This is a genomic window from Mucilaginibacter sp. P4_G9 (genome assembly GCF_056400985.1).
The window spans coordinates 1-24,229 of record NZ_JBFUKF010000036.1; the positions used below are offsets into that span (position 1 = coordinate 1).

The following is a 24,229-nucleotide window of genomic DNA, read 5'->3' on the forward strand; positions in this document are numbered from 1 at the left end:
ATATTCCGCTGTGTGCAATTGATAAAGGGGTAAATCCTCCTTTGCCGTTACCTTTTAACAACAAGCCATTTAGGGCATCATATCTTCCAATTGAAACATCAGTACCAAAATCATTTCCATTAATCAATAAATCGAGATTGCCATCCGCGTCAAAATCGTCGGCCACCATCCCATTTAATGCCGAAACCTGTGCTTCAAGAGGTAAAGGGGTTATTGTGAATTTACCTTCGCCGTCGTTCCTGAAATAGCAGGACCTCAACTCGGTGGCTTTAAGCCGCAGCGCATTTTTCATTTGGTCGGCGCTAAGCACATCCTGCATAGTAGCCTCCGCATATGAATGATAATTAGTGAATTTTACCCGTAAACTAATCATCTGCTTAAAAGCATCATCCCTCACATTTGCTGGATATTCCCGTTGTATACCATCTTTGCCAGGAAGAAATAATGATGGAAATGCGTCGAACCTGTTTCTTTTATCAAAATCATTTGCTGTTATAAAAGCCGGGAATTCGTCGCTGGCCTGATAAAGGGTGTTCAAGCCTACATTTCCAACTATGTAATCCATTCTGCCTGTATGCCTGAAATCACCTGCAATTATTGAGTTCCACCATCCGGGTTTATTGCCAACGCCACTTTTTGCTGTAATGTTTACAAACTTTCCACCTACATTTTTTAAGAAAATTAGCGGCATCCATTCTCCTGCTAATATTAGATCTGTTTTATTATCGTTGTCGAAATCACTAAAAATTGCATCACATATCAACCCAATCTTTTTTAGGTCTGGAGCAACGTCATTAGTTACATCGGTGAATTTTACCTTTCTGTCCTTTGTGTCATTTCTTAAAATGTAGCTATTCACCGGTTCGGGATATCTCCATGGTTCCACGCGCCCTGAAATAAAGAGGTCTAATCTGCCATCGTTATTATAATCAAAAGCCCTTACACACAACTTACTTTTAAAACACACCGGTAATGCATCCTTCGCAAGCTTAAAATGACCTTTGCCATCATTAATATATAAGCGGTCCTGGTATGCCGGATCATTTGCCGGAGTTTTATAACCACTGCCGGTAATTAATACATCAGGAAATTTATCACCGTTTGAATCAAAAATGAGAATCCCTCCGTCAAGATAGGGGCGATCGTAATTCTTTTTTTCTAAAAGGCCCCGTTGTATAAATGTGCCATTTTTTTGTTGAAAAAAGATCTGTGCCGGCTCTGTCAAATTTCCACCGACAACTATATCATCTAAGCCATCGCCGTTAATATCGCCTGCTGACAGCGCAGGATTGTATTCTGAAAGCTTATGAGGCAAAAGCTTTTGAATATTAAAGTCTGTATAATCCGTGTCGCGATGGATGTATTTAACCGCGCTTTTGCCCGTGATATTAGTAAATAACGGGGCTTTTAATTGTACCGGATTTGCCCAGGTATAGGTTTGGCTGGCATTATTAACGTTTGCAGACAAAGTTTGATCTGCATCTACATTTAAAAATGTTTGTCTGTATTTGTTCGGCCATTTAACAACTACCGAATCTATAGTTTTGCATTTTCCTAACCCAAAATGTGCTATAGGCTGGATGCTGGTAAGATAGCCCCGGTAAGGGTTGTTTTCATAAACCTGGTGTAAGCCGTGCTGGTAATATATATCCACAAAAGTTCCGATTCCCTCGCGGTTCTGATTTGGTCCCTTAAACTTTATGTTGAGGTAATGGCGCACATTTTCTTTATTCTCCCCGGCGGTGTTTTTATAAATTAGCGCCTGGTCATTGATATTATTAATTACAWGGTCCATTGCGCCGTCATTATTTAGGTCGGCATACACTGCACCATTCGAAAAGGAGGGAATACCCAGGCCCCAGTCCATGCTCACATCCTTAAATTGCAAACCGTTTTGGTTACGAAAGGCGTAATTGTGAATTTTGACTGACGGTATCTGGCTGAGAACTTCCTTCTTCGGCGTTATCAAAAATGCATTGGATCTGTAAGCAATAAAATCATGATCGGTTACGTCGCGGGGATAACCGTTGGTAACAATAATATCACGGTAACCGTCATTGTCAAAATCGGTTATCATCGGGGTCCAGCTCCAATCTGTTTGGGCAACACCGCTTAAAAAGCCAATTTCGCTAAATGTTGGGTTACCGACCTGGTTATTTTCTCCTATAGACGGACCCTGGTTTAACTGAAGGGTATTCCGCACATATTGATATTGATACCTATAATGGTCGAAGTTTTGAATGGTATTATAGCTACTTGGCCCCGACATCATTTTTTTTCGATAATTATCAGCAGGATTCATGTCCAGTTCAAATATATCGGCCAGCCCGTCATTATTGATATCTTCAATATCCTGACCCATAGCATTGAAAGATGTATGCTTAAAATACGCCTTCGACTTGTCGGTAAAAGTGCCATCATGATTATTGATATACAATATATTATTCGACAGAAAGTCGTTTGTAACATATATATCCTTCCAGCCATCGAGGTTGATATCGGCAATAGTTGCAGCGTGTCCGTACCCTTCTATCTTGATACCCGCTACTACCGATACATCCTTAAACACAGGATGTTTAAGGATAGGGTCCCAATGGCTCTGGTACAATCGTCCCATGCTTCTGCCGTTGCCGGCGGTATCAATCGGCCTGAACTGGTTGGGGAATTCGGCAGGGTTAGGCTCGTTAACGGTCAAATACATGTCAAGGTCGCCATCATTATCATAGTCAAAAAAACCAGCCATTGTAGAAAATAGCTGGATATCAAGGCCGTATTCCTTTGCTTCTTCGTTAAATACAGGAACCCCATTTTTATTAACCCCTTTGTTGATATACAACAAGTTCTGCCTTTTTTGAGGGTCATTGGCAAACGAATTACATACGTATATGTCGGGCAAGCCATCGTTATTAATATCAATTACAGAAGCACCCTTTCCCCAACGTCCTTTACCATCTACACCGGCTGTTGCAGTAACATCCTCAAACCTGAAATTACCTTTGTTAATATATAACTTATTCGGCACCATGTTACCCACAAAGTAAATATCCGGTAGCCCATCGTTATTAAAATCACCTATGCCAACGCCTCCGCCATTATATACAGTGGCATTATCGATAGGGTTAATCGAATCGTTTTCTGTAATCAGGTTATTAAATACGATGCCGGAAACAGAAGATGGTATTTGCTCAAATAGCGTGTGTTTTTTACAGGAAGAAATTAGTAGGGCTACAGTAAAACCAATAAGGAGGATTTTCATAATTTAACATTAATAAAAGCAGGCGGCTTCCGGGCCGCCTGCTTTAAGAATTGGTTTAATAAATTAATAGCCGGGATTTTGGTGCCCTGCAACAAGAGGGTTATTGTCCAACTCAGCTTGAGGTATAGGTAATAATTCATCTCTGTTGGCATGGAACCCGGCAATCGGCTCGGTCGTGAAATACGCCTTCTTGCGCCATCTTAAAATATCGATGTTACGTACTTGCTCATCGCCCAACTCTACCATTTTTTCGTGCATGATGGCTTTAACCACGTCGCTTTTGGAAGCAACTGGAAATTGAACTGTTGGATAGGGGGGCATAGCAACATCTGGCCTTGCGCGCACCAAATTAAGGTAAGCTACAGCTCCGGCTATGTCGCCCGTTTCATTAGCGCACTCAGCAAGGTTAAGTAAAACTTCTGAATAGCGTATAATACGTTGGTTGTTACCTCCGGGGTGGAAGCCTGCAGTACTTGCACTTTCCTGGTATATGATCATAAATTTACGCCAACTGATCTTTTTGGTAACGCCGTTCAACACCGAAGAATTACCGTTTTGATCGGCATCAGTTAAGGTGCTTTGGCCATTGTTATAAACATCGCCGCTTTGATAAACGCTATATGAAAAACGGGGATCTGTTTTTACCGCACCCGTAGCTGTGTTTTCAAATTCATTCAGGTATTTGTTTGAAGGAATAAGGTTTCTCCATGCAACAGGGCAGTATTCCTGATTTCTAACTGTTGACTGCTCTTCAGTTGCGCTTTCGCCACCCCAATTGTAACCATTAGTTCCTTTATCCACAAACACAACTTCAAAAATTGATTCATTGTTAAATTCGGTGGCTAACTCAAAATTATCAAGGTAACGGGCAGTTAATGAATAGCCATCGGCTCCGCTGGTAGGTATCTTAAGAAATGCAGCTTTAGCGTTGGCATAATCACCTTGTTGCATTAATACCCTGCCCAGCAAAGCATTAGCGGCGGCGGCCGTGGCCCTACCTTTATCAGTAGAGGATTTACCGGGTAATACTGCCGCTGCATCTGTTAGGTCCTGAACTATCTGCGCATATACAGCGGCAACATCGGCGCGTGGTTTAAAGTCGGTAGGACTTTTGGGAACTGATGTTACCAGTGGAACCCCGCCCCACATGCTAACCAGGTCGAAATAAGCCCAGGCACGCAGAAATTTTGCCTCTCCAACTGATTTTTTCGCGTCGGCTACGTTATCTGTAACGTTTGGGGCATTGTCTGTTACAACATTTGCACGGAATATTACGGTGTACCAGCCATTCCAAACAGAGTTCATCACAGAGTTTGTAGGATCGTCGGTATTATTGATCAATTGGAGCCTTGGAGCTTCCAATTGTCCGCCGCCTGGCGCTACCTCATCGCTCCTTGTGTCGTGCAGGTAATACCATTCCCGGGATACGAGGTTGTTTTGATGCATAACCGCATAAATGGCGTTAACTCCCGACTTTAATTGCGCTGCCGTTTTATAATAGTTGGCCGTAGTAAGGTTGTTGGGATCGGATGTATTTAACGCTGTTTTTTTGCAGGACAATACGATCACCGTTATCGTTAATAAAATAACGGTTGACAATAAATAAATTTTTTTATGTTTCATAATATATCAATTTAATGATTGTTAAAATGTTGCCTGTAAACCTACCTGGAACACTCTTGGCGAAGGATATTGACCATAGTCTATACCATTTGTAAGCGTTCCGTTTTTGGAGCCGACCTCTGGATCAAGCCCGGTGTATTTTGTAATGGTGAACAGGTTTGTTGATGATAAATAGATCCTCACTTTGCTTACTAAATTGTTGCTGGCCGTTTTAAGCCACGGCGTTGGCAAATTGTACCCTAACTGGAGGTTTTTTAACCGAAGGTATGAGCCGTTTTCTACCCAGCGGGATGATGGCCTTACATTTGAGTTAGGGTCTCCTGAAATAGCCCTTGGAATATCAGTATTGGTATGCGTAGGGGTCCAAGCGTCCAGCACCTTAACATCTGAATTAAATAACCTCGACATACCTTGAGCGATGATTTTTTCGGCATTAAATATTTTATTGCCATATACTCCCTGGAAAAATAAGGCAAGGTCAAAATTCTTGTAACTGGCCGAATAATTTAATGAATAGGTGAACTTTGGTAGGTAACTGCCCAGGTTAACCCTGTCATTAGCATCAATTACATGATCATTATTAATGTCCTTAAATTTCAGGTCGCCTGGAGCAGCACCTGTTTGAGTAGCATGGCTGCTTACATCAGATGCATTTTGGAATATGCCCTCTACCACATAGCCGTAGAAATACTGGATAGATTGGCCAACCGAGGTATTGGTGAGCGGACCGCCGCCACCAAAATCAGCATCACCGCCTGCAGTTATAGTACCATTTGCAGCTCCTGTTAATGTAGTAACCTTATTTCTGCTTAATCCAAACACGCCTGTTATATCATATTTAAAGTCGCCGCTTGTTTTGTGGTAACCTGCGGTTATTTCAACTCCGGTGTTTTGCATCGAGCCAACATTTGCCAGCGGGGCGCCAACACCTTCGCTGGGTGGTACCGGCACCGTTAAGATTAAGTTTTCAGTTTTTCTTTTATAAACCTCGGCCGATAGGGTAAACGCGTTTTGAAATAAGCCCAGGTCGAAGCCAATGTTAGTTGATTTGGTTATTTCCCAATGAAGAAAATAATTACTTAATGCACTGTAAAAAGAGCCATTACCAGAGTTGGCACCCGTTGCCAGGTTGCCAAACGGATATGTTGTGCCGCCCGCAGATACATTGGAAACGTAAGGATAATTTCCCAATACCGTTCCGTTTATTCCGGTAACACCGTATCCGGCCCGTAATTTCAACTCACTTACTGATTTGAAATTCTTCATAAAGTCTTCCTGGTCAACCTTCCAGCCAACAGAAGCCGCAGGGAAGTTTTCATATTTGTGACCCGGGGCCCAAACCGACAAGCCATCGCGGCGTATTGAACCGGAAATTAAATATTTTCCTTCGAAATCATACCCCACCCGGCCTACTAATGAATGAAGCACGTTAGTACCATAAGTATAATTGGTGGTGGTGTTGGTAGCATTGTTCAGCGTACGAATAATGTTGTTATTTTGGTTGCCAAAAGAATTTTGACTATTGCTACGGTTGGTTTGCACTTCGTAAACTGCCAGGGCCGAAACGTGGTGTTTGCTGCCGAAAGTGTGATCGAAAGTTAATTGTTGCGTATATAGCGTAGTAGTGCCAGATCCGGTATTTTCTGTTATAGAAGCAAGTGGATTGCTTGAAGTACCACCATCGTTGTATATCGGGGTGTATTGTTCTTGCCTGTTTGTTCCGTAATCAATGCCGTAGGTAGAATTGAATTTAAGCCACGGCGTAAACTTAACCGTTAAATAAGCGTTGCCGCGTATCCCAATACCAAAATTCCGGTTTTCGTTAATTAGTGCCTGTTCTACCGGGTTTACCGGGTCGGCACCGTCAAAACTGCTTTGAGGGCCAAAAAAACCGCCTTGATTGTTTGGATTGTAAACCGGTATGTATGGCTGCATTCTTATTACATTGGTAATGGGCGTTCTATTGCCCGGGGGAATCCCAAAGCGTTGGCGGGTTACCGAAGCATTGAATGTTTGGCCGATTGTAATAAACTTGTTCAGATTATGATCAGAATTCATTCGGAAGCTTTTACGGCTGAAATTAGTTCCAACGGTAATACCATCCTGATCAAAGTAACTGGCAGATGTAAATATGCGTGAATTCTCATTCCCGCCGCTTAAGGAAACAGCATGCTGCTGCACAACTCCTTTTTTGAAATAGGCATCCTGCCAGTCTGTATTGGTTTGGGCGAAGGTTTGCGAAGAACCCGCATAAATAGGCTGATTAAAGTTTGCCGGTTGTAAACGCGGCGGTATGCCAATTCCGGCTGCTCCATTCAAAGCCCTTTCATATTGTACATATTGGCTTGTATTAAGAAGGTTATACCTTTTAGTAACTTCCTGAAATCCCGCATATGAATCGAAGCTTAACACAACTTTACCACTGGAACCTTTTTTGGTTGTGATGATAATAACGCCGTTAGTTGCTCGTGAACCGTAAATAGCCGCGGCGCTCGCGTCCTTAAGTACATCAACTGATTGTATATCTCTTGGATCAAGCCCGCCGATAGAACCTGGAAAACCGTCAATAATATACAAGGGATCAGATCCGTAACCTACCGAACTTACACCGCGTATCTGCACAATTGGCGCGGAGCCCGGCGAGCCATTATTGGTAACCGTTAAACCGGCCACCCGGCCTTGTAAAGCCTGATCCACGCCGCCAACAGGTAAAGCTGATATTGCTTTGCTGCTCACAGACGAAACAGCACCCGTTACGTTGGCACGTTTTTGTGTTCCGTAACCTACAACGACTACTTCGTTTAATGATTTAGCATCATTTTTTAACGATACATTAATCACCGATTTTTCTGAAACAGAAACTTCTTTTGATGCGTACCCTATAAAGCTGAAAATGAGTACTGCCTGGTCATTAGGTACTTCAATGCGGAATGCGCCATTGTTGTCGGTTCCGACCGCGGTGGTGGTGCCTTTTAACGTAACAGTTACACCCGATAATCCTGAACCATTCTCATCGGTTACCTTACCAGTTATAATCTTGCTTATGGCTAATTTTATTGCCTCAGGATCTGTATGCCGCAAATGAGCCAGGTTATTAGCAGCAAACGTGGACTTTATAATAGTAATACTTATAAATACTATTATAACCGTCATTCTCATGAAAGTGCTTAGTAAATATTTTTTTTTCATAGTTTGGTTTGTTAATTGAAAACATTGGTTGAAAAATTGATAAAGCTTAGCACTTATATCAAACAGGTCTTTGCATTATGTAATGGTTAGGTGACTGATAAATTAAGCTCATCTGAAATAATAAACCATACGGTTTGAAGAAGACTTCATTTGTTTTAATAAAGAGCGGTTTACTTAATTGGTTGCTTAACCGGTAGCTTGTATCAGGTTGTATTAGTTATAGCATCCATAATATTGATACCGATGTAGTTTACTGCGGGCCACGATCTGTGACCGGCGAAACGAGTTCTCTTGGTTTATTCTTTCATAATATGTTTCATAAAAGGGTTGCAATCGATTGTAGAGCCGGACCGGTTTGTACTTTCCTGAATACGACGAAACCATAGTATACAGGTCGATCAAGCCTTAATAAAACTTAAATCGAAATCTTGACAGAACTTGCCGGTCGGCTTTATTGGTTTTAATTTAGCAGCTACCTGATTTAGAATTGTAGCAGCTTTGCAAGCGTAAAATTACTTTTGAAGGAGATTCAGGTAACCAATTTTTTATCATAAAAACACAACATATGTCAACTTAAAACATATTCATGATCAATCGCCGTCGCCGCAAAGGTTAAAACGTGATTCTCGTCCGAAGACATGGGGAAGTAAGCACATCTCTGCAATAATAAACGGCTGGTATGGCGTGCAGACTGCAGGTGCAGCCATAGCCGACGTGCTTTTTGGCAATTACAATCCATCGGACAGGTTACCGGGTGCGGTGAGTAGTACGGCATCATGTTATTGAGGCTTTTATTATTATCGCCTCAAGGCACTATGTTATTGACTATACCGTTGTTGCAGATCAGAAATAACATCAAATTCATCGGCCACTTTTGTTATCAAACTTTCAAATACTTTAAAGTATTGGGCATATATGTGGTGATTTTGGGCGTTGGGTAAATAGGTTTGGTGCATGGTCACCGTTTTTGAGGCTTCCTCTAAAGAAGGATAAATGCCCATCTCGGTCGCACTTAACAGGAATGCACCTTTGCCTATGCTGTCGTCATGACTAAGCGTGCTTACCGGCTTGTTAAATATATCTGCAATGATTTGCGTGCAAAACGGGATGGATGCAAAACTACCATTGATAGACAGACCTTCGATATGACGGTGCTTTTCCAGTGTGCGGCCAATGCTATACATCTCGTATAAAATCCCTTCTATGGTGGCTCGTATAAAATGTTTGCGCTCATGCCGGATATTTACGCCGAAATAACATCCCCTGGAATTTGGATTCCAAATAGGTGCCCGTTCGCCATGCAAAAAGGGAAGGAAAATTAAGCCGCCCGAACCGACTTCGACGCCTGCGGCTTCTTCTATCAACATTTCCATTGATTGGTCGACATCAAAAGCTTTTCGAAAATCGCCAAATTGTTTGGTAAACCAATTGAATATTACCCCTCCGTTACTTGTAGGCCCGCCGGTAATGATATGCTTCTCTGTAAGCAGGTAGTTGAAAATTTGCTGTTGGGGATCTTCTATTATTTTATCGCCTATAATCCGGAATGCGCCGCTGTCTTCAATGGTGATTGTAGCCATGCCGTTTTCCCATACACCGGCACCCAGGGTGGCCAGGCAACCATCGCTGGATCCAATCAGGATTTTGACGGTCGGTAACAATTTTAAAACCCTTTGATATTCTTTTTTTAGCACTACGCCCGAATAGAAAACCGAATGCAAATCCGGTAGCTCTTCCGGTGTAATCCCTGCAAACTCCAGTGCGGCCTGGTCCCAGGCTAAATTATGGATATTCATTAGCCCGGTTGCAGAAGCTATACTATAATCTATCACACACGCACCCGTCAGTTGTTGAATGATATAGGTTTTTATAGGCATGAATTTTCTCGCCAACCCGAATTTCTCAGGTTCGTTATTTTTCATCCAGGCAATTTTTATCAACGACGACATCGGGTGGATAGGTGTTCCCGTGGCTTTATAAATCTCTTCGCCTAAACTGCTTTGTTTAAGTTCCGCGGCTTCTTTTTTGCCCCTGTTATCTGCCCAGGTTATGGCGTTGCCCAATGGGATGCCATCTTTATCCACCGCCAGCAAACTATGCATAGATGAGCCAAAGCAAATACAAGTCACAGTATACTTTTTAGGGTATATCTCATCAATGAGCAGATTTTTTAAAATATAAAGCATAGTAATAAACATCTGCTCCGGATCCTGCTCGCTATGGTCAGGTTGCTCATGAAAGGTAGGGTAATGCCCCTTTGACGAACTGATTAAATTGCCCGAAAGATCAAAGGCGAAAACCCGCACAGCGGCCGTGCCCATTTCTATGATGATGATACAATTCATGATGTATGTTGATGATCTGGTGTTTTATTTTTCCTGAACTCGCTTGGGGTGTACCCTGTAAGTCTTTTAAAGGTTGTGGAGAAATGCTGCGACGAATAAAAGCCGGTGTTCAGTGCTATGTCGGTAACATTTACCTGGTTTTTTTTTAGCAGTTTGGTTGCTTCGGTTATTCTGATATTGATCAAATAATTTAAGGGCGAAAAGCCGGAATAGTTTTTTACCTTTTCGGTAAAGGCGGTAGTACCCATGCCAATCAGTGCAGCCATTTCTTCCACCGTCCATTGACGGGCAAGATTTTGCCGCAATGTTTGCTCCAGTTTTAAGAATGTTTGAGGGAAGTCTCTTCTGGAGTTGTTTTGCCTGATCAATTGACGGCTAATCAACACAAAAAGTTCATCAAGCAACTGGTTTACACGTGTGTAAAAGCCTACTTCCTCGTTTTGTAATTCAAACTGTAAGTTTTGCATTAATGTGTGCGCTTCTTTCAGTTTTAAAACAAGCTGTTGCTTATTTACCATCAAAATTTGGTTAATAGATAATTTTTCCTTTTTTGTGAGCCCGCTCCATTTGCCAGGCAAAAGCTTTCCGCAATCTTCGGTGGATATTTTTATCCAGAATAAAGTACCTATGTTTAATATTCCGCTTTCCCCGCCAATGCGTTGCCCGGGCAATACTATTGCAAAATCACCAGGGTATAAGGTATGGTGTTGTGAATCAATTATCCAGGTGAATTTTCCTTCTAAAATATAGTACAGGCAAATGCAGTCCGTAACGTTACTCTTAAAGGAGTTAAGTTGGATAATGCTGTTCTTTTTGTGGGCAAACTCCAGAATATGCGGAAAATGCACAAGTTCTTTCGATGCCCCCTGCTCAAGTATCAATTGATTCATCCAGGATAATAATTGGTATGCGTTGCTGCCATCTCTGTACCACGACAGGTATTCTGGAACCTAATGTGATACCAGAAAAAGCAAGTTTACATAATATAAAACGAAGAGTTGTATAAAAACCATCGCTGTTTTTTAATGGTATTTTCCCTGTTTAATATTATCACACTTTCACTTTCATGAATATTACCGGCTCGTTATTGACCTCTTACTGGCATAAAAAAACACCTGCCGTTGCCCCCTGAGGTTACTTTGCCAAGTTCAGCCGGGCAGTGAAGCGGCGCAGGGTTTTGCCCAGGTTTTTTGTGCAAAAATCAACGCTGCGTTTTTTTAGAAGCTAAAGCAATTTGATTTAGCATTCTTTGTATATAACCAACTAACCGATCTAAGACATTTTTTGATAATGAATAACTACCGCACAAACGCGGGGTAGTACTAAATAGCTATGCATATATTTAAGACCAACGATAAAGTTATTGTGAAATACGCCGGCTCGCTTTATAGTTCACCGGATTGGAGCTGGGACAGTTTTATAAACCGCGAAGTATTGCACCGCGAGGTTTTAAATGACATCCAAAGTATCACAGCCGACTCTTTGCTTGCTCATGATTTGGAACAATTATGCGCCCCTATTGTCAATCAGGAAATATGGGCATCAGGCGTCACCTATATGCGCAGCAAAGATGCCCGCATGGAAGAGTCTAAAGATGCCGGTGGAGGCGATTTCTATGCGAGGGTTTACAGCGCAAAACGTCCTGAGCTTTTTTTTAAATCTTCGGCATATCGTGCAGTTGGGCCTGGCGGTACCGTTCGTATCCGGAAAGATTCGGAATGGAACGTTCCGGAACCGGAATTGGTATTATTCATTTGCAGCGCAGGTACCATTGAGGGATATATGATCGGCAATGATATGTCATCAAGGGATATCGAAGGAGAAAACCCTTTATATCTTCCCCAGGCGAAATCATACGACGGTGCAGCAGCGGTTGGCCCATGTCTTTACGTGCCGGCCACACCCATTTCTCCCGACACCGAAATTCAAATTGAAATATGGAGAGGTGATGTTAAAGTGTTTGTTGATGCCATTTTGATCAGCAGGATGAAGCGCACGCACCAGGAGCTTGCCCATTATCTTTTTATGGAGATGTCATTCCCTGCAGGTGCATACCTCATGACTGGCACTGGTATCGTACCGCCTGATTCGTTTACGCTTAACTATGGCGACGTGATACATATTACTATAGGTAACATAGGCACACTTACAAACCAGGTAGGGAAATAATGAGTATGAATTTCGGAGGTGAACCGCTTCTGGTGTTAACGAATGGGGAATTTTCGATAGCATCAATCTAAATTAAATGATAAAAGAAAATAAAATGTCAAAATTCAGAAGTTCTGATTGGTTTGGAAAAACAGGTAAAATGGGGTTTTTATACAGGAGCTGGATGAAAAACCAGGGTATGCCTGCCGACCTTTTTGATGGAAGACCGGTTATCGGTATTTGCAACACATGGTCGGAACTAACGCCTTGTAATGCCCATTTACGCGACCTGGCCGAGGCCGTTAAACGCGGGGTTTATGAAGCTGGCGGTTTCCCGGTGGAATTTCCGATCATGTCTTTAGGCGAAACTCTGCTTAAGCCGACGGCTATGCTTTTCAGGAACCTGGCCAGCATGGATGCCGAGGAATCGATACGTGGCAATCCTATAGACGGGGTTGTATTGCTGACCGGCTGCGACAAAACTACGCCCTCTACCATGATGGGAGCTGCCAGCGTAGGTTTACCTACTATCGTAGTCCCTGGCGGGCCGATGCTGAACGGCAAATACCGGGGTGCTGATATTGGATCGGGCACGGCAGTATGGAAGTTGACTGATGACCTCAAAACCGGTAAAATAACCAATGACGAATACCTTGCGGCCGAAAGCTGTATGTCTAGAAGCGCAGGCCATTGTATGACGATGGGTACCGCCTCTACTATGGCTTGTATGGTCGAGTCGCTTGGTATGTGCCTTTCACAGGCCGCGGCCACCCCGGCGGTTGATTCAAGGAAAAAAGTGCTGGCGCAGCTATCAGGCAGGCGCATTGTAGAAATGGTAAAAGAAGGATTAACGATATCCACAATACTCACCCGTTCCGCATTCGAAAACGCTATTAAAGTAAATGCTGCTATTGGCGGTTCTACCAATTTCATTATACATCTAACGGCAATTGCCGGGCGTGTTGGCGTAGACCTGTGCCTGGACGATTTTGACAGGCTGGGCAGTAAAATACCCTTGTTACTCAATCTGATGCCTTCCGGGAAATACCTGATGGAAGACTTTTACTATGCGGGCGGGTTGCCTGTTATATTGAAAGAACTGAGTAATGAGCTGGCTATGGACGCGATAACCGTAACCGGAAAATCGCACGCAGAAAACATAAAAGATGATGGCGTATGCTATAATAATGAGGTTATTGCAGGCTACAGTAACCCCATCATCCGAGAGGGGGGCATAGTCGTTTTGAAAGGTAACCTGGCTGTTAATGGCGCGGTTATCAAGCCTTCGGCAGCAACGTCATCACTGATGCAGCATACGGGCCGTGCGGTGGTTTTTGAAACCATTGAAGATTATCACGCCAGGGTTGATGAGCCTCAGCTTGATATTGATGAGACCTGTGTGATGGTGCTGAAAAATGTTGGTCCGGTAGGGTATCCCGGTATGCCCGAGGTTGGCAACATGGTGCTGCCGAAAAAACTGCTGGATAAAGGTATTACGGATATGGTAAGGATATCTGACGGACGGATGAGCGGCACCGCGTATGGTACCGTTGTGCTCCATGTATCACCGGAATCTGCCATCGGCGGTAACCTGGCACTTGTGGAAAACGGAGACCTGATATGCCTCGATGTACCGGCGAGAAAAATAGACCTGCTTGTAGATGAGGTGGAACTGGAAAGACGGCGGCTGTTATGGAAAAAGCCGGCTTATCATACAGACAGGGGCTACGTATCTATGTACCAGCGCCATGTACAGCAGGCCGATAAAGGGGCAGACCTCGATTTTCTTGTGGGGAATTCCGGATCTGTTGTAACCCGCGATTCGCATTAATTTAAACTGGGGATAGCATGACAATACTTGTACTGATCTTTTGTATTTTACTGCTTGTGGCGCTGATCACCTGGGCAAAGGTGAATGCGTTTCTTGCGTTTCTTATCGTAGCGATATTGGCGGGCTGCTTCTTAGGAATGCCATTTGCCACAGTTATTACATCGATAAATAAAGGGCTAGGCGATACATTAGGGTCAGTAGCCATCATTATTGTATTGGGGGCTATGCTGGGCAAACTGGTTGCAGAAAGCGGTGCCGCTCAGCGCATAGCCCATTTCATGCACGATTTGTTTGGTGCTAAATATGTAACCTATGCCATGGCTATAACCGGCTTTATTGTGGGTATCCCATTGTATTATAATGTAGGGTTCATACTGTTGGTGCCCATCATTTTTTCGGTTGCCTCCAGCTACCGTTTACCGCTGGTGTATGTGGGTATGCCCATGCTTACCGCTTTATCGGTAATGCACGGCTTTTTACCTCCCCATCCTTCGCCAATGACGCTCATCAGCGTCTTTCATGCAGATATTGTTAAAACATTTAGCTATGGGCTGATAATCGCTATCCCTGCTATAATTATAGCTGGACCAGTGTTTTCGGCCACCCTCAAAAAAATAGGGCCGAACGGTTTGCAATTTGCCAAGAGTTCTGCCGCCTTACCGGCACATGAGTTACCGGGTATTGTTAACAGCATACTGTCATCTCTTTTGCCGGTTGTACTGATTTGCCTTGCCCATTTACTGTCTGCGTTTTTTGGGCAAACTTCCTTTATAAAAAACTTAGCGTCATGGCTCGCCGAACCCATTATTGCCATGCTGCTCACCTTAATTATAAGCACCTATACGCTTGGCTTGCAAAAAGGCAGGCCATTAGCAAAAATAATGGATGGTTATGTGTGTGCAGTAAAAGATATAGCAATGGTGTTGATCATTATTGGCAGTGCGGGTGCACTGAAGCAAATATTTGTAGATAGCCGCCTAAGCGATGTGCTGGCCGGTATGCTGATTAGTAGCACCATACATCCCTTGTTGTTTGCATGGCTGGCGACAGCTTGTTTGCGGCTTTGCCTGGGCTCAGCCACAGTGGCTGGCGTAACTGCCGCAGGGGTGTTGTTTCCAATCGCGCATCATGCAGGCGTTAACACCAATTTGCTGGTGTTGGCTATCGGGGCGGGTAGCCTGTTTGGCTCACATGTAAACGATACGGCTTTTTGGCTATGCAAAGAATATTTCGGGCTATCGGTTAAGGAAACACTCCGCTCATGGACGGTTATGGAAAGCCTGGTATCTGTAATAGGGCTTGCAGGCGTCCTATCGTTAGATTTTTTACTATAAATAAACCTATAACCCATCAATGTATATAATCAATTTCAAACCAAAAATCCTGCGTAAATGAAAAAAAAGCTACACTAAAACCGGAAAACGGCACACAAAGTGCCGCCTCGAAAAACTCTTTCGCAATCACCAATTTTGAGAAAGAGGTTAATGAAGATTTATCAATTGAATTAAACCTAAAATCATGAAAAAAAAAATCAAAGCATCTGGGATGATGTTGTTCATTACAATAAGTGTTCTTTTTACACTTATGTTTGTGGCAGATGTACAGGCGGGAAATGCCGTCAGCGTCGGAACCCGCATCGAAGTGAGCGTACAAACAGTTACCGGTAAAGTGCTCGACGAAAAAGGCAGCCCGCTTACTGGCGTTAGCGTAAGCGAAAAAGGGACTAAAAATGGCGTTGTGACTGACGCAAACGGTAATTACAAGATACAGGTATCCTCGGATAACGCGGTGTTATTATTCAGCTACATTGGATACCAATCCAAAACCGAGCCCCTCAACGGGCGCGTTACCCTGAATGTTATGTTGGAGCCAAAATCAAACGCCCTAAGTGAGATAATAGTTACGGCTTTAGGTATAAAGCGCGAATCAAAAAAATTAGGTTACGCGGCAGAAAATGTACGCGTGGGCGAAATAACCACCAACCGCTCTACAAACTTTGTTAACTCACTTGAGGGAAAGGTTGCCGGTTTGGATATTTCCCCGCCGGCAAGCGGCCCCGGCGGTAGCACCAAGATCAGGTTGCGCGGGCAGTCTGCGTTCCAGGGCGATAATGCGCCGTTGATTGTATTAAACGGTCTTCCTTTATCGCAAAGCCCGTCGAGCACCAACGGGTACACCCAGTCAGTGGATCTGGGTGATAATATGCAGCAAATAAACCCCGACGACATTGAGTCGATGACCGTACTAAAGGGTGCCACAGCTGCTGCGCTTTACGGTTCAAGAGCAAGTAACGGTGCGTTGATAATCACGACTAAAAGCGGTAATAAAAATGGCGGAATAGGCATTGAGTTTACCTCCAACTTTACACAAAACCAGGCACTGGATTTTACCGACTTTCAGTACGAATATGGGCAGGGCGAAAATAACATACGCCCCAAAACGCAAGGCCAGGCACAAAGTTCAGGCGCCTGGAGTTTTGGAGAGAAATTTGATAATGCACCTACCTACCAGTTTGATGGCGTACAACGGCCTTACGCGCCGGAAAGAAACCGTATAAGCAAATTTTTCAGGCTTGCCAATGCGTGGACGAATACCATCGCGTTCTCCGGCGGTAATGAAAAAGGTAGCTTCAGATTCTCTTATTCGAACCAGGATGCACAGGGTATAGTACCTAACAACGATTATCACAAAAAAATATTCAACCTGGGCTTGAATTATAACTTTACCCCTAAGTTGTCCGCACAGATCTATGTGAATTATGACCACGAGAATAACAACAATCCGCCGGTAATCGGTATTCAGGGATCATCAGTTACCAATTATATCTACCGTTATTCTAACTCGCTTAGTTTGGATGTATTAAAAGCAGCTGCGGTTGATGCTAACGGCAACGAAACCCCTACGTCTCGTTTCACTACCCTTACAAACCCCTACTGGATTATGAACAAGCAATTTACAAGGCAAACCAGAGACCACCTTTTGGGTACAGCAACCCTGCGCTACCAATTTTTTGATTGGCTTTACCTGCAGGGCCGTGTGAATATGGAATATAGCACTTCGTTTTATGAACAAAACGCGCCAACCGGCACCCTGGCAAATGCTGCTGCGCCCGTTGGCCTTTATAACGGAAGTTATAACTCAAATGATAATACCTACCGCGCCTTAAATGCTGACTTTTTATTAGGAGGTGGCCACAAATGGGGAGCCTTTTCTTTTGATGCTACTGTGGGAGGAAATACTTTCCCCTCTTCATCACAAGGATATACTGTTACCGCTACAAATTTCTATGTCAGGGATTTTTATACCCTTGGAAATGGCGTAACCAACACATCGGTTTTTGCAGTTTCCAAATCTACAGTAAACTCGCTTTATGGCACCGCCGAGTTTGGATATAAATCGTATTTGTTTTTAAATGTAACCGGCCGTAACGACTGGTTCTCGGTGCTAAGCCCCGAACATAATCATTATTTTTATCCCTCTGTAAGCGGCAGTTTTGTTTTTTCGGAATTTTTAAAGAATCCGCCTTCATGGCTCTCTTTTGGAAAAATTAGGGCGACTTATGCCAATGTGGGTAGTGCAAACGGTATTAACCCTTATAGCAATTCGCTCACTTTCACGCTTTCACAAAACGCGTTCAACGGCGTTCCGCTTGGGAGTATCAGCAATGTCACTACGCCAAATCAGGCAATCAAACCTTACAGCGTAAAGGAGAAAGAGATTGGCCTGGAATTGCGAATGTTCAACAGCCGGGTGAATCTGGATGTAGCCGCATATGATAAGCACACCACAAACCAAATCTTAAGTGTGGCTATTTCCAACGCATCGGGCTATACCGGTACAATTGTAAACCTCGGCGAGTTGCAAAACCGCGGTATGGAATTCTTGCTGGAGTTAATACCTGTCAGAAAAGCGAATTTTACCTGGCGTTCGGCGTTTAATACTGCCATAAATTCTTCTAAAGTATTAGCCTTGGCTAACGGTCAAAATCAACTAACCCTGGGTGCAGGAGAATTCTTTGGTTCCATTGTTGACCAGGTAGGCCTTCCGTTAAACCAGATACAGGGTTCGACTTACCGCAGAGATGCCAACGGGAAGATCATTGTATCAGGCGGTAAGCCGGTGGCAAGTACATCTCCTGCACTTTTTGGCAGCGCATTGCCTAAAACTACAGGTGGTTGGGTAAATACGTTTACTTATAAAAAGTTTACCCTGATGACGCACATCGATTACAAGGTTGGCGGTAAGATATTATCAAGCTCAAACCTTAACTTTCTGAGAGAGGGTTTATCAAAAGAATCGCTGGTTGGCAGGGAAGGCGGTGTTAAGTTTGATGCGGTAAATGCTGATGGTACACCTAACACCACATCCGTAAACGCTGAGGATTTTTATGCCAATTATCGTTCACAGGGTATCCTGGACGCCTTTATTTATAAATCGGACTTCATCAAGTTAAGAAACGTTTCTGTTAGCTACGATTTTTCGAAGATGGTGAAAGCTAAGTTTATCAAAGGTCTTGTGCTTTCTGCCGTATGCCACAACGTGCTGATCATCAAAAAGTATACACCTAATATCGATCCGGAAGCAATCTCTTCAAGTGGTGATATTTTAACGGGGTACGAGCAAAGTTCACTGCCCACAACACGCACTTATGGATTTAACCTTAATGTCAAATTTTAAAAGAGTACGATCATGAAAAATTATATAAAGATCATAATATGTGCTGCCTGCCTGTGTTCTGCAGCAGGTTGTGATAAAGGGTTCAAAGAGTTAAATGTTAACCCCAACAACACAACCAGTCTTGACCCAATGTTCTTGTTTTCCAATGCGGAGCTTTTAACATATTCATCGTTAATGGAAACCGAAGCAACCGTTGTTCAGCAGTTTATCGATCCTTTCGGTGGTGTTACCTCTGCGTTTAACTTTAACGTGTTAAATCAAACATATACCGTAATGCGGTGGAATAATGCATATCCAAACAGCATAAAATTCCTGGAGCATATCTTATCGGAAACCAAGAGTGATGCGGCTCGCACCAACCTGTACAATGAGGCCAGAATATGGAGGGCGTACAACTATATGATGTTGGTAGATACTTATGGAGATGTACCTTATACCCAGGCAGGACAAGCCTATCTGAACTCGGTTTTTTTGCCCAAATACGATAAGCAACAGGACATTTATAATGATTTGGTGAAGGAACTTAMTGCAGCAACGGCGGCTTTAGATGCTGCCAGGGATGTTGTAAAGGGGGATGTTTTTTTTGCAGGAGATATTTTGCAATGGAAACGGCTGGGTTATTCACTGTTGCTGCGTATCGGGATGCGCTATTCTAAATTAGATGCCGGCAAGGCAAAAACAATTGTGCAGGCAGCTGTTACCGGAGGTGTAATGCAATCTAATGCCGATAATTGTTACCTGAAATATAACAATACGTACCCTAACCCCGTTACGCAGCAAATTCAACAGTTAACCAATACTTATTATCTCGCAGAGCCATTTGTAACACAATTAAAAGCTACCGGCGATCCGAGGCTGAAGTATATCTCAGCAATGTATGCCGACCCTGGAAAAGCGTTATCCCTTACTCCGGATACAGCATCTGCCAACCAGTTTGGTTTGCCTATCGGTTATGATAGCGGTACGCTGCCAACGGCTCCGGGATTTCGCGGCGTGAGTGGTTCAGGTTTCAAATATTCGCAGGTAAATTACAGCGTATTTGGTAAAGTAACCGCGCCACAATATTTTGTTACATATGCCCAAACGCAACTTTTACTGGCCGAGGCGGTTTTCAGGGGATATATTAGCGGTACCGCAAGTACTTATTATAACAATGGTGTAAAAGCGGCTATGGATCAATTTGCAAGTTATGATGCTGCTGCTGTCATCAGCAGTGATGCCCAAAATGCCTATTTGAATAACCCGGTAAATGCATATGCTGATGCCAACGCTTTGAAACTAATTAATACCCAGTATTGGATAACTTCTTTTGGAAACGGTGCAGAAGCCTGGGCCAATTTCAGAAGAAGCGGCTTCCCGGCATTATCGCCCAATACATATCCCGGCAAGCAAATAAAAGGGGGCTTTGTACGCAGGTATACTTACCCGCAAACAGAGTCGGCCATTAATGCCGATAACTACAGGGCGGCCGTAGCCAGTATAGGCACAGACGACTTGGATACTCCTGTTTTTTGGGATAAATAAATACTCCCGCTTTATATCCCTTAATACCCCGGCGCTGATTTAATGCCGGGGTATTATACGTTAATCTCTATAACGGCGATTCTGATGATTGTAACCATCTGTGTTCCGATTTAAGCTGGAGTGAACATTTGTTATTGGAGTGAAACATTGGTGGTTTATAGGCCAATCCCATTATTTATATTTGCCTGTTATAAACCAAAAGCACATGTTTTGTAATTAATCGTATATATATAAAGATGTTATGTACTGCTGCCTTGTTGGGGGAGTACTAATTGGGGGATAGGGCCACGTTAATAAAATTGCCATTGAGCTGCAGTTTTATAGCCCTGAAAGTTTTGGGGGCTTCAAATCTGGAATTGATGGCGGTTATCAGGATGCGGTAATCATCCAGCCATTTCAGAACAAACTTGTCCTTGATGTCAAAATCTTTGGTGATCTGTCTTTTAGATACGAAATGAGGGGAATCAATAAACTTTCTTTCCCCTTTGTGATAGACAACGTACTTCACATTGATAGTACCGTCGGCTTTTTCATGGTGCGAATAAATCTTTGCACTTACGGTGGTAGCCATAATTTACATAAATAATGACGTAAATCCCGTTACATATTTGTTACATGGGTACGTCAAGTTCAACAAAAAACTATGTAAATCCCGTAACAAATATGTAACAGCCACGGTGCCGCAGGTGATCCTAACCCGCATGTGTAAGACGAAAAAACCCGCTCTACGTATGTAAAAAGCGGGTTTTGTACTCTGTGCGCCCACCTGGGCTCGAACCAGGGACCAAAAGATTATGAGTCTTCTACTCTAACCGACTGAGCTATAGGCGCGGTTATTTGTGTTTATTTAACGGGTGCAATTTTACATATTTGCAGGCAAATAACAAAACCCTTTATGCAAAATATCAAAAATATCATCTTCGACTACGGTAACGTTATCTTCAGTATCGATTTTCTGAAGGCTCAGCAGGCATGGAACGAGTTGGGTATCAATAACGCAACGGAATTTTTTGGCCATAAACAGCAGGACGAAATTTTTGATAAATTTGACAGGGGAGAGGTCTCTGCCGGGGAGTTCAGAGACTATATCAGGCTAAAATCCGGTAATCCGGAACTTGCTGATGAGCAAATAAATGCTGCCTGGAACAGTATGCTGCTCGGAATTGAACCGGGCAACCACGAATTGTTATTAAATTTAAAGGGAAGATACCGCACTTTCCTGCTCAGTAATATTAATGCCATCCATTATGATCATATCATGAACTACCTGAAAACTGATTTTGGTTTTGATGGTAACGATCATTTGTTCGAGAAAACTTATTACTCGCACCTGACAGGGCAACGCAAACCCGAATTAGGAATATTTGAATTGGTATTAAACGAAAATAGCCTTGATCCTGCCGAAACTTTGTTTATTGATGATAGTCCGCAGCATTTGGCAGGGGCAGAGAAATTGGGCATAAATACTTTTTTGATGACAAAGCCCGATACTGTCCAGCAATTTTTTAAAAGAAACGGGGTCATAAATGGACGTTAAGTCCGTATATAAAGCCTTATCGACCCTTTTTATCGGGTCGGAATGATATGCTCCTGCCAGGTTCATGTTGTTATCTGGGGGCTTATTATCAGTTCAGATACTCGCGCTGGTATTTATTCCTGTAATCAATGGGCGACAGGCCTGTTATACGTTTAAATGTAGTGCGGAAGGCTTTATTATCAGTATAACCTACATTATACATCACCTCGTTCACATTATCGCGCGACCTTTCCAGGCTTACTTTGGCAGCTTCGATCTTTACCCGCTGAATATATTCGGCTACGGTATTGGCGGTGGCTTTTTTAAAGCGGCGTTCCAGGTTTCTCCTGCCTAAAGCAAACATAGATGCCAGTTGCTCTACGCTGATCTTTTCCTGGTAATTGTTTTCAATAAATTCCTGTGCTTTTTTTATRGGGTCATCGGCATGGTCTTTTTGTCCCTGGAAAATAATGAACGAAGACTGGCTGGTACGTTCCATTTCAATGGCGAACACCTTAGAACTTAAAATAGCCATGTCACGACCGGCAAATTTTTCTATCAGGTATAAAATAAGGTTAAGATAGGAGAATGCTCCACCGCTGGAATAAATGCCCTGTTCATCGGTGATTATTTTTTCGGTAACCAGGTTAACATCCGGAAACATCGTTCTGAATTGGTTGGCGGCCATCCAATGGGTAGCACATTTTTTACCTTTTAACAAACCAGTTGAGGCCAGCAGGAATGCCCCCATGCATAAACTGGCCACCTCGGCGCCACTATTATATTGCTCAATTATCCAGGGTATAAAAGCTTTATTATTTTCGATAGCTGTGTTAATTTCTCCATCAACGGCAGGGATAATAATCAGGTCGGTCTTCTTTACATCTTTAAATAAAACATTGGCATTTGCTGTAAAGCAGCCACCGCTAACAGGGGTTTCCATTTCAAGGCCAACCAGTTCAACCTTAAAAACTGGGTCTTTGCCCATTGCTAAAAAAAATTGGTTCACTTGTGTTAGTAACTGCCGCGAACCTTCAAGGCTACCTAAAATTGCACCCCTGGGTACTAAGATGGATATATGCTTCATATCTCAAAAATATGATAAAGCGTCATTGCAAACAAGATTTATTATTAGCCCGGGCTTGCTTGTGCCCAACACCCTTGCAGTTTTTTAATTTAATTTTGAGCCCTTTCCGTGGCCGGTTGGACGACGGCATACCCGATCTTATACGGTAATCGTGCAAGGTATACTGCTACCTGTTTTGGCACGCTGCAAACCAGGCTGTTTAAGGCTATTTTTTGATCTCAATTAAGGATCGGTAGTGTTTTGTCATGGTTTTTCAAGTTTTTTTGTCAGTGTAATCTGCCTGTGTCATACCTGGTGACAAATTGTCAAAAAAAATTCATGAAATACTAAGGGCGCCAAATATGAGGGGTTGAAGTATTATTTTTTCATAAAAAATAATAAATCAGCTATAATTTAAATCCGAAATGGCTTTTGGAAGGCTAATTTTTAATTTTTCGGGGGTAAAATTCCTGATTTTTCATAATGTCAGGTTTTTGCATCAAGAATTTGTCACTTTTCTGCGATCTTAATTTTTACTTCTTTAAAACTGGTGATATTTTTTTCATTGATCGAAAAGCGTCTTTAAATTTAAAAAAACCTCAAATCAGTTTTTGTCTTTTTCTTAAATCCTCAAATTTWATTTTCGGCCATTTTTCAGGTACAGCCGCGATAATTTTTATGGCATGTTTTTAGCCGAAAGATGTTCAGGAAACCGGAATTGTTTATCACTTAATCCTGTAAAAATTAGGGAATTACATGTTAAACAAAAGAGGTTCCCCAAGGTATTAATAATATAAAAATCACTTAAAAAATTAAAACTATGTTAATCGTATTAGAAGTTGCCGCGTTTTTAGCAGTTATCGTTTTGCCTTTAATTCCAGCTAAAAAAGTTGCGAAATAATTGGGTATCACCTCCGCTGTCAATAATTCAATAATCATTTTAAAAATTAAAACTATGTTAATCGTATTAGAAGTTGCTGCATTTTTAGCAATTATCATTTTGCCTTTAATTCCGGCTAAAAAGGTTGCAAAATAATCAGGGGTATTACATTTA

General features: G+C 42.7%; 15 protein-coding genes and 1 tRNA gene. 7 read left to right on the top strand and 9 right to left on the bottom strand.

What is annotated here, in order from left to right:
* From AC1DPZ_RS05725 to AC1DPZ_RS05735, 3 genes are all read right to left on the bottom strand, one after another.
* Positions 1-3,256 (bottom strand): VCBS repeat-containing protein (locus AC1DPZ_RS05725; protein WP_477401862.1); only part of this gene is annotated, 3,256 nt, incomplete at its 3' end.
* Between the two features lie 63 nt (positions 3,257-3,319).
* Positions 3,320-4,879: a RagB/SusD family nutrient uptake outer membrane protein gene (locus AC1DPZ_RS05730; RefSeq protein WP_477401863.1), complete on the bottom strand. Its 1,560-nt coding sequence runs from the start codon at positions 4,877-4,879 to the stop codon at positions 3,320-3,322.
* A gap of 21 nt (positions 4,880-4,900) precedes the next feature.
* The gene (locus AC1DPZ_RS05735; RefSeq protein WP_477401864.1) at positions 4,901-8,068 is read right to left on the bottom strand and encodes a SusC/RagA family TonB-linked outer membrane protein; all 3,168 of its coding nucleotides are present in this window, start codon (positions 8,066-8,068) and stop codon (positions 4,901-4,903) included.
* A 582-nt stretch (positions 8,069-8,650) separates the two neighbouring features.
* Here AC1DPZ_RS05735 and AC1DPZ_RS05740 point away from each other — a divergent pair.
* Positions 8,651-8,854 (top strand): glycoside hydrolase family 3 C-terminal domain-containing protein, encoded by a 204-nt coding sequence (locus AC1DPZ_RS05740; protein WP_477401877.1) that lies wholly within the window; start codon positions 8,651-8,653, stop codon positions 8,852-8,854.
* Positions 8,855-8,886: 32 nt separating this feature from the next.
* On the opposite strand, the gene AC1DPZ_RS05745 is transcribed toward AC1DPZ_RS05740, so the two are convergent.
* Both AC1DPZ_RS05745 and AC1DPZ_RS05750 read right to left on the bottom strand, forming a co-directional pair.
* Entirely contained in the window at positions 8,887-10,413 is a 1,527-nt protein-coding gene (locus tag AC1DPZ_RS05745; RefSeq protein WP_477401865.1) for a gluconokinase, read from the bottom strand.
* A complete protein-coding gene (locus AC1DPZ_RS05750) occupies positions 10,410-11,303 on the bottom strand; it encodes an AraC family transcriptional regulator (RefSeq protein WP_477401866.1) in 894 nt (297 codons plus the stop codon). The genes AC1DPZ_RS05745 and AC1DPZ_RS05750 overlap by 4 nt, the downstream gene beginning before the upstream one ends.
* Positions 11,304-11,745: 442 nt before the next feature.
* Here AC1DPZ_RS05750 and AC1DPZ_RS05755 point away from each other — a divergent pair, with 442 nt between their 5' ends.
* The 5 genes from AC1DPZ_RS05755 (at position 11,746) to AC1DPZ_RS05775 (ending at position 20,593) form a co-directional block, all read left to right on the top strand.
* Entirely contained in the window at positions 11,746-12,582 is an 837-nt protein-coding gene (locus AC1DPZ_RS05755) for a fumarylacetoacetate hydrolase family protein (protein ID WP_477401867.1), read from the top strand.
* Between the two features lie 76 nt (positions 12,583-12,658).
* A complete protein-coding gene (locus tag AC1DPZ_RS05760; protein ID WP_477401868.1) occupies positions 12,659-14,392 on the top strand; it encodes an IlvD/Edd family dehydratase in 1,734 nt (577 codons plus the stop codon).
* Positions 14,393-14,409: 17 nt separating this feature from the next.
* Entirely contained in the window at positions 14,410-15,726 is a 1,317-nt protein-coding gene (locus AC1DPZ_RS05765; protein ID WP_477401869.1) for a gluconate:H+ symporter, read from the top strand.
* A 184-nt stretch (positions 15,727-15,910) separates the two neighbouring features.
* Positions 15,911-19,069 (top strand): SusC/RagA family TonB-linked outer membrane protein, encoded by a 3,159-nt coding sequence (locus AC1DPZ_RS05770; RefSeq protein ID WP_477401870.1) that lies wholly within the window; start codon positions 15,911-15,913, stop codon positions 19,067-19,069.
* Positions 19,070-19,081: 12 nt separating this feature from the next.
* Complete coding sequence (locus AC1DPZ_RS05775) at positions 19,082-20,593, top strand: SusD/RagB family nutrient-binding outer membrane lipoprotein (RefSeq protein ID WP_477401871.1); 1,512 nt, start codon at positions 19,082-19,084, stop codon at positions 20,591-20,593.
* Between the two features lie 268 nt (positions 20,594-20,861).
* Here the strand turns inward: AC1DPZ_RS05775 and AC1DPZ_RS05780 are convergent, their stop codons facing one another.
* Positions 20,862-21,164 (bottom strand): hypothetical protein, encoded by a 303-nt coding sequence (locus AC1DPZ_RS05780; protein WP_477401872.1) that lies wholly within the window; start codon positions 21,162-21,164, stop codon positions 20,862-20,864.
* A 186-nt stretch (positions 21,165-21,350) separates the two neighbouring features.
* A tRNA-Ile gene (locus AC1DPZ_RS05785) sits at positions 21,351-21,424 on the bottom strand.
* Between the two features lie 64 nt (positions 21,425-21,488).
* On the opposite strand from AC1DPZ_RS05785, the gene AC1DPZ_RS05790 reads away from it, so the two are divergent.
* Positions 21,489-22,130: an HAD family hydrolase gene (locus tag AC1DPZ_RS05790; protein ID WP_477401874.1), complete on the top strand. Its 642-nt coding sequence runs from the start codon at positions 21,489-21,491 to the stop codon at positions 22,128-22,130.
* A gap of 88 nt (positions 22,131-22,218) precedes the next feature.
* On the opposite strand, the gene AC1DPZ_RS05795 is transcribed toward AC1DPZ_RS05790, so the two are convergent.
* Positions 22,219-23,196: a GlxA family transcriptional regulator gene (locus AC1DPZ_RS05795; protein ID WP_477401875.1), complete on the bottom strand. Its 978-nt coding sequence runs from the start codon at positions 23,194-23,196 to the stop codon at positions 22,219-22,221.
* A 783-nt stretch (positions 23,197-23,979) separates the two neighbouring features.
* On the bottom strand, positions 23,980-24,229 hold a 250-nt coding region (locus tag AC1DPZ_RS05800), incomplete at its 5' end, for a hypothetical protein (RefSeq protein WP_477401876.1).

What these genes read in the sequence shown, in the direction of transcription:
- AC1DPZ_RS05730 (WP_477401863.1), bottom strand. Translation starts at nt 4,879, where the DNA reads ATGAAACATAAAAAAATTTATTTATTGTCAACCGTTATTTTATTAACG.
- AC1DPZ_RS05735 (WP_477401864.1), bottom strand. Translation starts at nt 8,068, where the DNA reads ATGAAAAAAAAATATTTACTAAGCACTTTCATGAGAATGACGGTTATA.
- AC1DPZ_RS05745 (WP_477401865.1), bottom strand. Translation starts at nt 10,413, where the DNA reads ATGAATTGTATCATCATCATAGAAATGGGCACGGCCGCTGTGCGGGTT.
- AC1DPZ_RS05750 (WP_477401866.1), bottom strand. Translation starts at nt 11,303, where the DNA reads ATGAATCAATTGATACTTGAGCAGGGGGCATCGAAAGAACTTGTGCAT.
- AC1DPZ_RS05755 (WP_477401867.1), top strand. Translation starts at nt 11,746, where the DNA reads ATGCATATATTTAAGACCAACGATAAAGTTATTGTGAAATACGCCGGC.
- AC1DPZ_RS05760 (WP_477401868.1), top strand. Translation starts at nt 12,659, where the DNA reads ATGATAAAAGAAAATAAAATGTCAAAATTCAGAAGTTCTGATTGGTTT.
- AC1DPZ_RS05765 (WP_477401869.1), top strand. Translation starts at nt 14,410, where the DNA reads ATGACAATACTTGTACTGATCTTTTGTATTTTACTGCTTGTGGCGCTG.
- AC1DPZ_RS05770 (WP_477401870.1), top strand. Translation starts at nt 15,911, where the DNA reads ATGAAAAAAAAAATCAAAGCATCTGGGATGATGTTGTTCATTACAATA.
- AC1DPZ_RS05780 (WP_477401872.1), bottom strand. Translation starts at nt 21,164, where the DNA reads ATGGCTACCACCGTAAGTGCAAAGATTTATTCGCACCATGAAAAAGCC.
- AC1DPZ_RS05790 (WP_477401874.1), top strand. Translation starts at nt 21,489, where the DNA reads ATGCAAAATATCAAAAATATCATCTTCGACTACGGTAACGTTATCTTC.